Below are 14,288 nucleotides of genomic sequence, written 5' to 3'. Positions count from 1 at the left end.
TGCATTTTCTTATGCATTCACAATAAACGGATCCCCCAGGCTTTTGCAATGTATGCCGTCAGGCCAAAGCTCACAACAGAGACCAAGCAGCAAATGAGCAGGGTCAGCCAGAAGGAATAGCGATTTAACAGGTAGGGAAACAGCAGAAACATCGGCAAGGTCGGTACCACATACCAGAAGGTGTAAAAGGCGTGATTAGACAGTTTTTCCTGCCCTTGGCCTTCGATGTACATCCATACCAATGCCAGAATAGTCACTGTCGGTAATGCCGCCACCAGCGCCCCCAGTTTGTCGCTGCGCTTAGCCACTTCAGAAATGATCACCACAATAGCGGCTGTTGTTAAATACTTAAACGCTATCCACCACATGATAGAGACTCCTTATCTTCTATACGCAGGCAGCTCGAACAACACATCGCGAAATGCGATTACATCGAACATTGAGTATCTACCGGATCGGGTTAAACCGCCAACGCAAACACTTGAAGCCAATTCAAAATTTCTTGCTCGCGTAACAATAAAGCAGACTATTACTGCCAGTGACGCTTGAAAACGCACTTTTTCTCATCGCAATACTAGCGCGATGTTTTCACAATCGTGATTAGCTATTGAATAACTTCACAAATCACTTCACATTGCTGAGTAAAGATGAAAAAGACGCTCCTATTACTGGCCACATTATTCCCCCCTTCGATCTTTGCACAGGGAGATGACTGCACTGTTTTTACCAATAAAGAGGACATGGTGACACTGGCAAAAGACATTGTTGGTGCCCCCATCACGATAGAGAATAAACGGTTATATTCGCTCATTGAAGGTGAGCTCTTTTTCGCCTACACCGATGACTGTGGCTTAGGGCGTGAAGGTATGTTGTTGCTGCCAAGGCCGTATTATTCGGACGAAGAGAAAATCAAAAAAGCGCAATGGATGCTAAAAGCATTTTATGGTGAGAATACCGCTTTGCTAAAGCGTGTCATTGCCATCACCCCACAAGGACAAGTGTCCATTCTGGATGAAAATGAACAGTCCCAGCATGTCTTTACATTTTCCCGCCATGCACCGGACGACTATAGAACAGGATTATTTTCAGAGAGTATTACCTACACATGGATCCCACCAGAAGAATATTAGCACCCACTGAAATCTACGTCTTACATCGCATCAACCATAGGATAGAACACCCACATGTCCTGCGGGATCCCACTGGTATTCGCTTGCATTTCGAGCAGCAATAGGCCGTTTGACACATAACGGCCTAACAGATCCTCCGCGAGGATCATGCCATCCTGATAACACACGTTGCGAAAGACTTGTGCTTCAACAACTTGCCCCGCCTCTTGATACTGACGCTGTACCGTTAAATACGGTAATACCCCATTCACAGAAAGGTGAATTTCAGCCCCGCCGATCTCGGTGTAATAGGTATGATTAACATCCTGTTTATTCGTAAATGTCGCGCTCAGCTTTTCAATCAATTTGGCACGTGTTGGATCAGACGGCTCTTTCACGGGAGTAAAGTCATCCACGCTGATAATTTCGGTGCCAGATAAGACGAGTGACGGCAACGGGTTAGATAAGGTTGATTGTGCGAACTCAGCCCCTTGGCAGACTATCGGAGTGTCATCTGCAATCGTTGACAAGGCAACGAACAGCAGTGAGAAACACGCTATTTGACGATAACGTACAGGGGTCATTTGTCGCATCATTCCTTTCCTTATGGTATGCCGCCATCACACGCGAGGGGACACTCAAAATACAGAGTAATCGCAGTGGAACTCATTTATTAAATGCGATGCATAACTGTATATCAAAACATGGTATTTCGCTAGGATTTGACTCCTTTCATCATTCCGATATCGTCTGCATTTCTCATCATTTATCGTGCAACGATGATAATCACAGCCAGGACGCCGAAACGATGCTTATACGCCCTCTTTTTATTGCTACGAGTCTCTTTTTCAGCGCGATGTTGAATGCAACGCCTATCCCTGCCAACTTGCAGCTTGATTGGATGCAAACCCACTACACTGTGATTGACCACCACTTAGCAACGGCATCAAAAGACGACATTATTCCGGAAATAACGACACTGATAGCGATATGGAAAAAACGCGATGGCGCAGTCTCAGGGGAAGTATCCCCTTTGTTGATCACGGCATTAACGCACCATACTGAAGTCACACTGACAATGCTTGCCTCTTCGCCAGTAGAATATGAAAAGTGGTTAGGAGAACTAGAAGGTATCGTCTTCACAGATTTGAGTGGCGATCAGTTTGAGCAGCTTACCGTCATGAAACAATCACTGACACACGCGTTAACCGCGTATGTGAATCCCCCCTTAACCCGATCACAAACAGCATTGGCGACCCAACTATTAGCAAGAATAGAAACGATCTCGGTCAGTCAGGTGGATTAATGAGCATAGCGACCTCTATCATCTACGCCAGCGCGCAAACACACGCACGATGCCATGATTAACCCACATCATAATAACGATACCGAACCACCAGACTTCATCTTGTACGTATCCCATGCCCGTCGGGCCAATTGACCAGCCAGTAAGCCACTCTACACTGCCACTGATCAGCAATAGCACGATGTACAGCGGCAGATAAAACGGTGCAATGGCCCATTGCAGTGGCACCATACTGATTTGATCGGTATGCAACAGAAAACTCAAGTACGTCTGCACACCCGCAATCACTGTCATGCCTAGCCAATACCTCCCGCGCCACCGAGGGAGCGCCTTTTTCTCATCCTTTGTCATCGCCCCTCTCCACGGTCATGTCATTAACCAACGTTTTTCTTGCTAACTGGCCACGTGCGTTGGGGGCCCCCACATCCAGCCAGCCGTGCTTACGGTAAAATGTGCGAGCTGGGATATTGGCCGGGGCATACCGCAACAAAGCGTACCGGCAACCATGCCGATGAAAGTTTTCAAAGATGTACGCCAGCAATAGTTTACCTAATCCTTGATTGCGATAAGGCGCTGTCAGATACACCAAATTGATATAGCCGAACCGCTCACCGTTCTCATCATCAAGATCCCCTTTAAATTCGAGCTGCCCGACAAGCTCGTCCTCAATCACAACATGAAAAAAACCCGCTGTTTCATTGTCGGCTAGCCGTTCAAACCACGCATTTGTTTCCTTCGGGTCGAATCCTTCAAGATGGCCATAACTGACGGCATACGCGTCTTTCCTGAATGCCAAACAGCGCTCAAGCTGCTGTTTAAGATCGACGGGGATAAATTCCATTTCGATACGCATTTTCCCTACTCTCCTTATTTCTCCATTTCACTTATATTGCTGATTTTATAATGCCTAAAGACAATGGTGGGGGGGGATATATCACGCAGACTGGGCTTGGCTATACCACGGCGGAGGCGAGCGTTTAGTCCATTTGGCAAAAGCAGACTTATCCCCGAGATAAAACCGGCGGTAAGCCGTGATCGGATCGCCGTCGACTTTATATTCATCCGGCATGGCTTGGGCAAACGGCGTCAAACCGTGCGATGGAAACCGGCAGTCTGCAATCTCAGCCAATACGGCGATAGATTTATGATCTCCCTGTTTGTTATAGCGGTATTTGTATTCATCGTTTAGCGCCAAAGCAAGATCACGCAACCAAAGAAAATTATCGTAAGAGGCTTCCACCCACAGCACACAGGGGTGTTTAGGATGGGTCGATTTGTACGGGGTCTCAAACCCTTTTTTATTCAATGCAGTACAAAGTAACTGTACGCTTTCCAAAATCATTTTAACGACATGTTGGTCGCAATGCGCTTGCGCGCAGGTTTGAATGTCATCATCCAGAATAAAAATGTTCATCGCGTTGCTTCCTCGTTAAGTCTCTCACTGTAGAGGCTTATACGCAGCAGACACTCGTTGCGATGACTGGCGACCAAACTGCTTAATGGCACTTATCTTGATACACGTGATCTATTTGTGCGCCCGTTGCACCCACATTTCACGTCCAACAAACACCACGGCACCCAGCATGCCCGTACTGAAACACAGCGTATGTAGCCACGATATGGATATCAAACCATATAAAGGGTTTGCTGCACTGAACGGGGCAAACGGTGACACATCCACATGCATGATGCTATCAAGCAATACATGGCTGAAGGTCCCAATATAGGCACTGATGAACGCGGTTTTCCAGCGAATAGGCAAATACCGTCGCCACTTAATCAGTATCAATCCCCATGTACTGAGGTATTTCCCGGTTACGGCAGCGAACAAGCCAAGTATTAACGCGCCCAGCAACGTATGGGAAATACCGTGTAAATCCCCTTCTTGGGTCAAAATCACAACGAGTGGCTGAATGTCCATCACGATCTGAGACCAACCAAAGACGGTTAACGAAAAAGCCGTGCCGGCAGCCGCTTTTACGATCAATGCTGGCCCCATGTGGATCGGTGTAAATGGCATATCATTTCCTTTGTGTCCTGAATGTCGCAGGCATTGAGCCTAGGTGGCGCACAACATCTGTGTAAATTATCAATATCAACTCACCGACACGCCTCACGTTAATGACATAAAAAAGCCCTAAAAAAAGACCCAGCGATAAACGCTGGGTCTTAGGTTATGTAATCCGATTATTCACACTTACATTACTGTACCGAGGTGGTACGGCTTGCGCGCTCGCCAGAAGCAGTACGGAGCAACACGTTACCCGCGACAGCCGGTGGGTTCGCTGCATCAAAGACCTGCCAACTGGTGCCATTATCTTGCGAGTATTCAATCGCGAGACCGGGGAATGCTGAGTTAGCATGCAGTACGCCGTCAACGACTTTGGCACCTGGTACCGGTAGGTTGAAATCAATGCCTTCAACTTCTAAGTCAGCAAACACATGCTGACCCAACAAGTTAGCAAAGCGGTTGTAATCGGCATCACGTGCTGCGTCATCCGCAGGCTTCGCCTGTGCATCGTTCGCTTCCCATGCCGCGGTATGCCATGCACGCTCTGCCATTGCGATAATACGCGGGAACACCATACCTTCAAACTGCTCGCTGGTACGTACGGTTTCTGCCCACAATGAGCTTTGCAAACCCGCCACATTTTCAGGACGCTCTAGCTTCTTCACACCTGCAGAAGCGACCACTTCTTCTTTGGTGATCGGCGCACCGGCGCGGGTGAAGTCAGCATTGGCAAACACGTCATCCGGCATGTAGCTGAAGGTTTTACGCGTATCGGTGTAACGCGGTGCCCAGTAGTAGCCACGCTCGTTCGGATCCGGCTCATACGGGTGGTCAAAGTAGAAGTGTGTCGCGTGGTTATAAATCACCTTGAAGCCATTGTTGGCCATGTTATAGGCGCGGTCAGCAACCCCCCACTCCCAAATATTCTGCCAGGCGTTACCAGTAACGGCGGCATTAGCCATGTTCGCACGCGGGTACACTTTACCGTTGTGCATCAAGCCATCTTCCCAGCCACCCAGGTTCAAACCGTGGTTTGCCGTAATGGCCGCCACACGCTCAACAAAGTACTGGCTAAGTTGGTCTGGCGAAGTGATCCCTTTGTCATTGTTGGCAAAGAACGCATCACACGCCGGTGAGTTTTTCCATGCTCCTGCGACTTCATCGCCACCAAAATGGAAGGTTTTCAGGGGTTGAACGCCTTGGTGCAGCGCCGCTAATTCACCGACAACCTGATCAACAAAGCTAAAGGTTGATTCCATACACACGTTCATGGCGTTGTCGGTAAACAACTGAACTGACAGGTAATCTGACTTGTCTTCAAAGTCAGTCAATAGGAACTCTTCCGCTTCTGCTTGCTTACCCGCGTCCATCAAACGGTGGTAACGGGCTTCCATCGCTTTCACGGCTGCATGGGCATGGCCCGGCATGTCGAGCTCTGGGATCACTTCGATATTACGCTCAGCCGCGTAGGTCAAAATTTCACGGTACTCTTGCGCGGTATAGAATCCGTCAGAATCGGCGGTGCCATCTGGGCCCGCGCCCAAGAAAGGCAGCAAACACGTGCGCTCTTCCGGATCGTGACAACGGCGTGAGCCCACTTCTGTTAATTCAGGCAGTGAGGCCATTTCGATACGCCAGCCTTCATCATCTGCCAAACGCAAGTGCAGTTTATTCAGCTTAAAGCGCGCCATTTGATCCAGCAGACGTAGAACGGTTTCTCTGTCACGGAAGTTACGAGATGCGTCTAGCGAGAACCCACGGTATTCAAAACGCGGTGCATCGGTAATTTGTACCGCAGGCACGTTACCGTTATCCACCAATTGCAGCAGCGACTGTACAGCATAGAACGCACCGGCAGCATCAACCGCCGCGATTTTGATGTTGCCCTGTGCCGCATCCACCGTCAGTTTGTATGCGTCCGCCCAGACTGAACGGCTGTTCAGCGAAACTTGACCCCAGCCCACTTTGATCACTTTGGCTGACGTTGGAGACCACGGTGCCACGGTCAGACCCAGTTGCTCACCTAAATAAGCGGCTTCTTCTTCATAACCCGCGTCATAGACGATCACCCAATCTGCATCTAACGCCACAGCGCCTTCGCCGACCGTCATTTGTGTCGGCGCAGGCACAACACCTACCACATCCTCGATTTTCGATAGCGAGGCATTGCGTTCAAAACGCTGCTCAGCCGTAAACGGGTCGTATGCATCCGTCAGGCTGGGTGCATCGTAACGTTTCCACTGTTTCGCATCCGCAAAGTCAGCCACAAACGGCAATTCAGCTTCCGGTAACACAGGCACTTTGCCATCAATGCTATTGCTAGTACTCTTGATCAGAGCGGATACCGCAAGGCCTTCGTGCTCAGACACAAAATACCAGTTTGGCATGACGTCTGATTTGGCCACCTGCCAGTTTGCGCCATCAAACTCGACGTCCAATGCTTGGCCAGCCGGTAGACCGGCAAAGGCAGCGGTTGGCTCAAGTTTAAAGATGTCACCATTCACATGGGTGATCGTAAACTGATCACTAAACACGGTAGGGACTTCACGAATATGACTGAACCAAATAGACCAACCCGTAGCCGGCAATGCTGTGGCACCTTGGTTGTTCAGTGAGATTTTTGCACGGAAGGTACGCCACTCGTCCTGAGTGTTATCCATCACGGTGTATGTCAAGTCGACATCATTACCAAACTGGTTAAGTGCCTGTTGTGGCAAGGCAAATACCGATGATGAGCACAGTGCGCCGACCGCCAGCGCAAGGGCTGTTGTTTTCCATTTCATTGCGTTCCCCTTTATTTTATAAACTAAAATAAAGGTAAAGCAGAGACGGCCTACAGGGAATATCTTTAGTCATTCCCATTAGAGTGGCGGGCTATATTGGAATTGAATACACCAAATAAGGGAATGACAGTTTTAACAATTGCAGGTTGTTTATTAACCGATCACAGTTTATTTCGAGTGTAAAATTAAATCACTCACGGAATAGAGGTCAACCCAAAGAGGATGCCCCCTCTCTTAGCGCATGGGTGCGCGACGATAGCACGCAGCAGAGCACATACTCACACCGCATTATCACACTGCAGAGCGATACCGTCGCACTGTACGTTATTACGCCTCCGCTGCGTACGCGATAAACGGCGTAAGATCCATGCCTTCAGCCTCACACACGGTTTGAATGGTAGGAAGCGTACACAAGCGTTGTAAATAAGCGGCTAAATGCGGGAACGTCAGCGGCGAGCGCTTCACCGGTAAACACCACTCCGCCAACATAAACAAGAAGTAGTCACAGGCACTGAGGTCTTGCCCAAGCAAATATGGTTGCTGCGCCAATTGATCATTGATCACCGACAGCGCCTCACCGATGCGATCATCTTGTGCCGCCACCACACTGGGGATCCCGCTTTCATCGTTCGTATGGCGATGTGGGTAATAACGCACCATAAGCTCGGCTTGCAGGGTGTTATTTAAATAGGCGAGCCATTGAAAGAACAATGGCCGTGTGGGGTGGCCAAGTGGCGGGATCAGACCAAACTCAGGATGGGATTCACACAAGTGAATACAAATAGCAGCACTTTCAAAAATGGGCTGATCGTTCACGACCAAAGTAGGAATACGCCCAGCAGGATTCAATCGTAGGTAATCCGGTGACTTCTGCCCATTGGCTTTTTTGTCGACCAGAATCAGATCATAAGGCTGCTGCATGTGGTGCAACAAAAAATGCGGGGCCAAGCTGGCATTATTCGGGTAGTAATACAATTGATACACGGTTCATTCCTTGCCCAGAGTCGTTATGGTGTTCGTTACCAGAAGACAGTATCCATAATGACAAGGAGGCAGGCAATGAACCTATGAGTAAAAGACGGACAATTACGAATTATTGGGTTTTACCGCTGCTCCCCTTCAATTTCGTGTCAGCATTTATGCATTATTTTCAGTACAAAACGAAAGACCTTGCTCGAAAAATTGCGGGGCGTTCACCATGTCAAACACCTCTCGCAGTTCCGCTTCAACCACATGAAAACTCAGCGCATCTTTTCCTTCGATCCCCGCAAACAATCGGGCTTTGCTGTCGTCATCCAAGATTAAATTAAACAGCAGTATGCCATTGTCTTCAGAGCCAATACCTGAGCACATAAATGTCTCTGAATACTGTGTATCACCTCGACCCGATTCGACAACACAATTGAGATCGTGGCGGGTAAAAGCTTCATTTTCATAACCACCAAATACAATAGAGAGTGAACTTAAGCATTGGTTCGGTTTTTTATCAAACACCAGTTGTAATGATGAGCCTTCTATCGAATTATTATTCAAAATAGTCAGCATGTCATTGCCTTGAAATTGCATATTATTTGAATGCCAACCGTCAGCTTTGCTAACATCGGCATACGCACTCCAAGAGGCGCAAAGAAGCAATAATAGACTGAGTGTTTTTTTCATTTTCAATTCCTTTGAAAAGTATTGCTCATATCCACAATACCAAAACAAATAGCACTATCTATAAATATAGAAATCAATTCAATAAATAACAAAATAAACATATGGTGTTCCGGTAAAAGAACCCCAGAGAAAAAGGTGCTATTGATATAAAGATGTTGAATGCAGTTTTGCAGCACATACACTTTATTGAATGTATTATCAGTATCTATGGCTATCACGACCTATGCAACGCGTTGATCTTGGAAAGCAAATGTGGTTCTAAAAAATATCCATGAAAAAAGAGTGAAAAGTGTTTTATTTCAATCTAGACCGCATAACCGATTTTTTCCTATTGCATTGATCGGCAGTGTTCAAAGGCGTTGCCTATCCCCTGAAAAACGACGTCACCATCAAACCTCAATCACCTTTAAGGTCGTGATCGGCAACTCCCCTTTGAACTGTACATGGGGCACCTTATGAAAGGTCATCGGGTGTTGGTTCGATGTTTTACATGCGGCATAGTAATCCAACACCTCTTGCCTGAGCTCACCCAGCCCCTGCAACTTGTGGGGGGCAAATCGTGTAAATTCCTCGTCGTTCGCATCAATGCACGACGAAATGGTAGATGAATAGTGAAAGATCACGCTATTTTCTGATGTCAATCCACACGTCTCAGGGCATATTTCAAACCACTTGGTACGACTGTCATAATACAGCCCTCTCGATTCCAACGCTGACTTGATTTGCGATGGGTGTACCGGTGTCATATGAATCACATCATTCCACAGACAATTCAGATAAGGGATAACTTTTTTCTTAAGCTCAAGTCGATGTAAATATTTCCAATTATTTTCATCAAACAATGCTTTCTCTATATGCTCTAATTTATTCAACGGCATTAACGAGTCATATTTCAGTATTTTTGGCACACGATGGTATAACTTCATGATCTCGATCCTTGATTTACATTCAAATATCAGCCTAAATTCCGCAATATATCCATACACAAAAGAGAAGCGCAAAATTAAAAGCCTGCGATGTCACTCGCAGGCTTATTTAAAATAATAACCAAAAAGTGAAACTTAATCGATCAAATCTGACCGTAGTAAGCTTGGGTATAAATGGCTTTGACACTTTCTGGCGATGGTGCGCCTGGGTTGGTCAAGGTGCAAGGATCATTGAACGCATTGTCACTCATGCGATCCAACACAGCAAGAAAAGCGTCTTCCGTGATCGTCACTTCATCAATATCTTTAAACGCGACAGGGATATTCAATTGATGGTTGAGGGTCAAAATCGCATCTTCCAACGAGGCAATACCTAAGTAGTGCTCCATCTCGGCGTATTTATCCGTAAACTGCTTGTTGTATTTCACAATGTACGGCAACAAAATCGCATTGGCCAAACCATGGGTGACTCCAAATTCCCCGCCAATTTTGTGGGCTAAAGAGTGCACTAAGCCAAGCGACACATTGGAAAATGCCATGCCCGCCAGGGTTGAAGCATTGTGCATGTTGTCACGCCCAACCATATCGTCGCCGTTTTCATACACCGTGGCGAGGTTTTCAAACACCAACTTCGTTGATCGCATCGCCAGCGGATCCGAATAATCATTCGCGGCAATAGAAACAAACGCTTCCAGTGCATGTGCCATCACATCCATGCCAGTATTCGCGGTAATATGGGCAGGCATTTTTGCCGGTAACGCAGGGTCGATAATCGCAATGTCTGGCACGATATGTTCAGACACAATCGGGTATTTCACATGCGCTTTCAGATCGGTGATCACAGAGAACGCCGTAATTTCTGATGCCGTCCCGCTGGTAGAAGGGATCGCGATAAACTTGGCTTTATTGCGAAGCGCAGGCATAGCGCCAACAGGCAAAATATCGTCCAGTGTCAGTTCAGGATGCTCATAGAAGCACCACATGATTTTTGCCGCATCCAATGCAGAACCACCGCCAATCGCCACAATCCAATCCGGCTCAAATTCCTGCATGAGTTGCGCGCCCTTTTCGACGGTCTCAACCGAAGGGTTGGGCTCTACACCATCAAATACGCGAGATTCAATATCGGCTTGGCTTAACATCGCTTGTACTTGATCAATAAAACCAAAGCGCTTCATCGAACTGCCACCCGTGACGATCACGGCTCGGCGGCCTTGAATATTGGCCAATTCCTGTAACGCACCTTCACCAAAGGCGATGTTGTTGGGGATTTTAAACTTATTCATAAAACACTCCAAAAGTTAATAATAAATTAGGTATAACTGTGAAAGCGTTATTCGATATTAATGAGCGCCTTTTCGTTTGTGTTTTTATCCAGCGGCTATCCAATGGTCATCAATACCTTTTAATTCGGTCGAGGTTAGCAATCTATAAAAAGACGCATCAAATAGAAACGTCACAGACAACTTTTCTCTGTGTAAATCGCATCAAATCACAAAATACCCATAACTAATGTGAGTGATTACCGCTAATGTGTTTTATCCGTCATAAGAACCCCAAAATCGCCATGTTCGTTAGATCACGAATGTAATTCTCTGCATCATGCGCAGGTGTAATGTGTTATTACGCACTGCGTACACACGCCTTGCCGACAACGATCTCTAATGACCAATCATGATGGCCTTTCTTTCTAGTTGACGCTGCTGTCAGTCCAAGCCCGAGCGTTTTGCAATTTCAGTTTCAAAACCATCGATACTTTTTTGATTTTTCTTCAGCCAGTATTGCTCTATCCCCTCTTTTCCTTGCTTTTCTGACCATTTAGCCAAATCATCACGGTCACCCTCAAAGGAAAAATATGGGACGGACATTCCGCATGATGACTGAACCAAATCGATATCTAAAACAAAGATTTGTCTAGCTGAAACACTGGCCGGAAACAGGGATGAGTGCACCTCCCATCCTTCGTCTTTAGAATATAATACTTTTGCCTCCCCATACGCGCGAAGGATTAACGGAGAACCCTCAAATGCACAGAACATCACTGTCATTCGTGGGTTTTGAATAACATGTGAAGCTGACTCATTACCACTTCCTGTTAGGTTCAACCACGCTATTTGCTTCGAGTTAATGACTCTTAAAGAATCCCCACCTTTGGGTGACAGGTTCACCCGACCACACTCAGCAGCCGTCCCAACAAAATAGATTTTTTGCTTTTCGATAAACGCGATATGTTTATCTGATAACGTTGAAAATTGTTTGCCCAAAGCGATTACCCTCCGTGTTGATTTTCCAGAAAAGGCATAACGAATGAGTTAGGCGCCTTCTCATCCGGTGCGACCAAACTTGATATGTAGCGCATAATAAATTTAGCGAGGCAACACCTTAATTATTATCTCTTCGCTGGATTTTAACTTTATATCTATTTATAAATAAACACCCAACCAAACCTATCAAACCACTTATTACAAAAACAGCGATGACATACTGAGTCATACTATCAACCACTCGTGTTAACGGCATTCGAATTATTATTTCAGCAAAAGCCGCTGTTATAAGACCAATATAACTGTAACACATGCAATCAAAATGATTATTTAACCAATTTGTATGATGACGACCAAATATAGGAAGATACAAACCCACTAATACGGTCGGCAAACTCATAAGGATAAATAGGTGAAAAAATCCCATACCATTAAATAAGTTGGTAATTGGGATTGCTGATAAATTCAATAAGATCATTGAGATCCCGTAAACATATCCTATTTTCTTATGAAAAAGCGTCCCTTTAGTATTACGTAAAACAATAAACCCTGAAATAAATGCAATTAAGGCACATAGGCTATGTATTGCACCTAGCGGACTTTGATAGAAAAAATCCATTTAAGTTTTACACCTCAGACAGATACATGCAAACCTCACGAACTCGACCTTGCATGCGATTTATCTCATTGCCGACGTATTTTGCACCCAGCTTTTCAATGACTGACCTTGAGCGCTCGTTTTCAACAAGATGCATTACTTGCAATGTTGTTAATCCGTAATGTTCCTTTGAAAAGGAAATCAGAGCTTTAGATGCCTCTGTTGCGTATCCGTTACCCCAGAAAGAAACACCTAACCAGTAACCAAGAACACCCAAACCATTATCTAGTTTCGGGAAACTGATAGCGCCAATTAGCTCAAAACTCTCTTTTAGCACAATGGCAAAAACAACGCCTTTCCCACTCAAAAATAACGCTTCATGAGTGCCAATCCAACTTTCAGCATCTGATACGGCATAAGGGTGAGGAATGTTTGCCGTCATTTCTGCGATAACTTCATCACCTGCTAATTCTGCAACACGCTCTGCGTCATTAGGAGAAAACGGCCTCAATAATAATCGATTACTTTCAATTGACTGTTGCATAACATCCTTATTCATATAACGAATGACATGGACTCCCATTCAAACCAGATCGCACAATTTACCCTATAAAGAAGCGTCGAGCTTGTTCAACACTCGGGATTGAGTTTTGGCTCCGCAACACCATTATTTTTATTTGTTATAAGAGCAAACTTTGCCGAGTCACCCAAGCGATTAATAAGCCCACTAGGAGGTTCGACAAAGAAAAAATAGTCAAACCCATATACAGCACTAACATGTACTTTTTTCTCATTCTTTTTGTAGATTCGCCAACCAGAAATACCTTCATTCTCAGCCAGCATGTTATCCAACAAGTTTCTCCCCATATGTTTTAATATAATTTGAATACTTTCGTTAGTTAGAGCCCACATATTTTGACGGCGAATACTTGGTTCTCTATTGTACGTTACAATAATTTCCGCATTTTCTGAACCTAAACTAAACGGCTGAAGTTGCTCAAGTAAACTATGTTGATATTTTATCGCAACATCGTTTTCTTTAATTTCAATATCAAAACTAAAGCGATCGCACCCGACTACTCGAGCATACTCTAACAACCACTTAGATTGCTTGTACGTCAAATCATCATCAGAAATGTTAAGAATAAGCATACTTCCCCTTAATATAACACCCGCTTAAGCTTCCCCGAATACAAAGTGGGTTTTGTGTTATTGTTTGAGCGCAGCAAATCAACACGAAAACGGATCAAATCCAGCGTCACACTGGAAGCAATTGTTATGTTCAATTTTGATCTCGGTCTTCTTTTTTGGATGCGACATATTTCATAGCATTTTCACTACCAAGATAAGCTGATTCTGAAAACAAAGAATTGGCAACGTGCACATCTTTATTCACACCTTGACCGTAATAATACATGAGGGCTAAGTAGTACTTAATTTCTGCTAAAGCAGCTGAAACAAGTTCATCACCTATTTCAGTATTTTCATACTTCGCAAGCACATCAAAAGCTGCACGAAATTCGCCAGAATTGTACAATCTAGAGCCTTTACCTAGATCTGAACTTAAAAGAAAAAGACGATAAGTATTTTTTAAAATACCTAGTTTTAAAAATATTCGACAAATCAACAATA

17 protein-coding genes and 1 pseudogene are annotated in these 14,288 nt (G+C 45.4%); 2 read left to right on the top strand and 16 right to left on the bottom strand.

What is annotated here, in order from left to right:
• Window positions 1-17: 17 nt before the first annotated feature.
• Window positions 18-368 carry a DUF3147 family protein gene (locus tag L4C36_RS15265; RefSeq protein WP_428478665.1) on the bottom strand — a complete coding sequence of 117 codons (351 nt, stop codon included), beginning with the start codon at window positions 366-368 and terminating at the stop codon, window positions 18-20.
• 279 nt (window positions 369-647) lie between these two features.
• On the opposite strand from L4C36_RS15265, the gene L4C36_RS15260 reads away from it, so the two are divergent.
• The gene (locus L4C36_RS15260) at window positions 648-1,130 is read left to right on the top strand and encodes a hypothetical protein (protein WP_428478664.1); all 483 of its coding nucleotides are present in this window, start codon (window positions 648-650) and stop codon (window positions 1,128-1,130) included.
• Between the two features lie 20 nt (window positions 1,131-1,150).
• Here L4C36_RS15260 and L4C36_RS15255 read toward each other — a convergent pair whose 3' ends face one another.
• Entirely contained in the window at window positions 1,151-1,705 is a 555-nt protein-coding gene (locus L4C36_RS15255; protein ID WP_428478663.1) for a hypothetical protein, read from the bottom strand.
• 212 nt (window positions 1,706-1,917) lie between these two features.
• On the opposite strand from L4C36_RS15255, the gene L4C36_RS15250 reads away from it, so the two are divergent.
• Window positions 1,918-2,415: a hypothetical protein gene (locus L4C36_RS15250; RefSeq protein ID WP_428478662.1), complete on the top strand. Its 498-nt coding sequence runs from the start codon at window positions 1,918-1,920 to the stop codon at window positions 2,413-2,415.
• Window positions 2,416-2,433: 18 nt separating this feature from the next.
• Here L4C36_RS15250 and L4C36_RS15245 read toward each other — a convergent pair whose 3' ends face one another.
• From L4C36_RS15245 to L4C36_RS15180, 14 genes and pseudogenes are all read right to left on the bottom strand, one after another.
• Window positions 2,434-2,709 (bottom strand): hypothetical protein, encoded by a 276-nt coding sequence (locus L4C36_RS15245; protein WP_428478661.1) that lies wholly within the window; start codon window positions 2,707-2,709, stop codon window positions 2,434-2,436.
• A 43-nt stretch (window positions 2,710-2,752) separates the two neighbouring features.
• Window positions 2,753-3,268 (bottom strand): GNAT family N-acetyltransferase, encoded by a 516-nt coding sequence (locus L4C36_RS15240; protein ID WP_428478660.1) that lies wholly within the window; start codon window positions 3,266-3,268, stop codon window positions 2,753-2,755.
• Window positions 3,269-3,349: 81 nt separating this feature from the next.
• Window positions 3,350-3,829: a pyrimidine dimer DNA glycosylase/endonuclease V gene (locus L4C36_RS15235; RefSeq protein ID WP_428478659.1), complete on the bottom strand. Its 480-nt coding sequence runs from the start codon at window positions 3,827-3,829 to the stop codon at window positions 3,350-3,352.
• 111 nt (window positions 3,830-3,940) lie between these two features.
• Window positions 3,941-4,435 (bottom strand): metal-dependent hydrolase, encoded by a 495-nt coding sequence (locus L4C36_RS15230; protein WP_428478658.1) that lies wholly within the window; start codon window positions 4,433-4,435, stop codon window positions 3,941-3,943.
• Between the two features lie 182 nt (window positions 4,436-4,617).
• Window positions 4,618-7,209, bottom strand: coding sequence for a family 20 glycosylhydrolase (locus L4C36_RS15225; protein ID WP_428478657.1), 2,592 nt, complete (start codon window positions 7,207-7,209; stop codon window positions 4,618-4,620).
• A 327-nt stretch (window positions 7,210-7,536) separates the two neighbouring features.
• Window positions 7,537-8,193: a glutathione S-transferase family protein gene (locus L4C36_RS15220; protein WP_428478656.1), complete on the bottom strand. Its 657-nt coding sequence runs from the start codon at window positions 8,191-8,193 to the stop codon at window positions 7,537-7,539.
• 153 nt (window positions 8,194-8,346) lie between these two features.
• Window positions 8,347-8,868 carry a hypothetical protein gene (locus tag L4C36_RS15215; protein ID WP_428478655.1) on the bottom strand — a complete coding sequence of 174 codons (522 nt, stop codon included), beginning with the start codon at window positions 8,866-8,868 and terminating at the stop codon, window positions 8,347-8,349.
• 389 nt (window positions 8,869-9,257) lie between these two features.
• Window positions 9,258-9,794, bottom strand: coding sequence for a hypothetical protein (locus tag L4C36_RS15210; RefSeq protein WP_428478654.1), 537 nt, complete (start codon window positions 9,792-9,794; stop codon window positions 9,258-9,260).
• 143 nt (window positions 9,795-9,937) lie between these two features.
• A complete protein-coding gene (locus L4C36_RS15205; RefSeq protein ID WP_428478653.1) occupies window positions 9,938-11,080 on the bottom strand; it encodes an iron-containing alcohol dehydrogenase in 1,143 nt (380 codons plus the stop codon).
• A gap of 420 nt (window positions 11,081-11,500) precedes the next feature.
• Window positions 11,501-12,058, bottom strand: a complete 558-nt coding sequence (locus L4C36_RS15200; protein ID WP_428478652.1) for a pyridoxamine 5'-phosphate oxidase family protein — start codon at window positions 12,056-12,058, stop codon at window positions 11,501-11,503.
• A gap of 118 nt (window positions 12,059-12,176) precedes the next feature.
• The gene (locus L4C36_RS15195) at window positions 12,177-12,677 is read right to left on the bottom strand and encodes a DUF2306 domain-containing protein (RefSeq protein ID WP_428478651.1); all 501 of its coding nucleotides are present in this window, start codon (window positions 12,675-12,677) and stop codon (window positions 12,177-12,179) included.
• A 7-nt stretch (window positions 12,678-12,684) separates the two neighbouring features.
• Complete coding sequence (locus L4C36_RS15190; RefSeq protein ID WP_428478650.1) at window positions 12,685-13,200, bottom strand: GNAT family N-acetyltransferase; 516 nt, start codon at window positions 13,198-13,200, stop codon at window positions 12,685-12,687.
• Between the two features lie 86 nt (window positions 13,201-13,286).
• Window positions 13,287-13,808: a hypothetical protein gene (locus tag L4C36_RS15185; protein ID WP_428478649.1), complete on the bottom strand. Its 522-nt coding sequence runs from the start codon at window positions 13,806-13,808 to the stop codon at window positions 13,287-13,289.
• A gap of 130 nt (window positions 13,809-13,938) precedes the next feature.
• Window positions 13,939-14,288: pseudogene (locus L4C36_RS15180) on the bottom strand (hypothetical protein); the annotation flags it as partial.

This window comes from Photobacterium japonica (assembly GCF_050337005.1).
In the GTDB taxonomy this organism is placed as follows: Bacteria; Pseudomonadota; Gammaproteobacteria; order Enterobacterales; family Vibrionaceae; genus Photobacterium; species Photobacterium japonica.
Note: the sequence above shows the minus strand (reverse complement) of the source record. Positions and strands in the feature narration are given on the sequence as shown.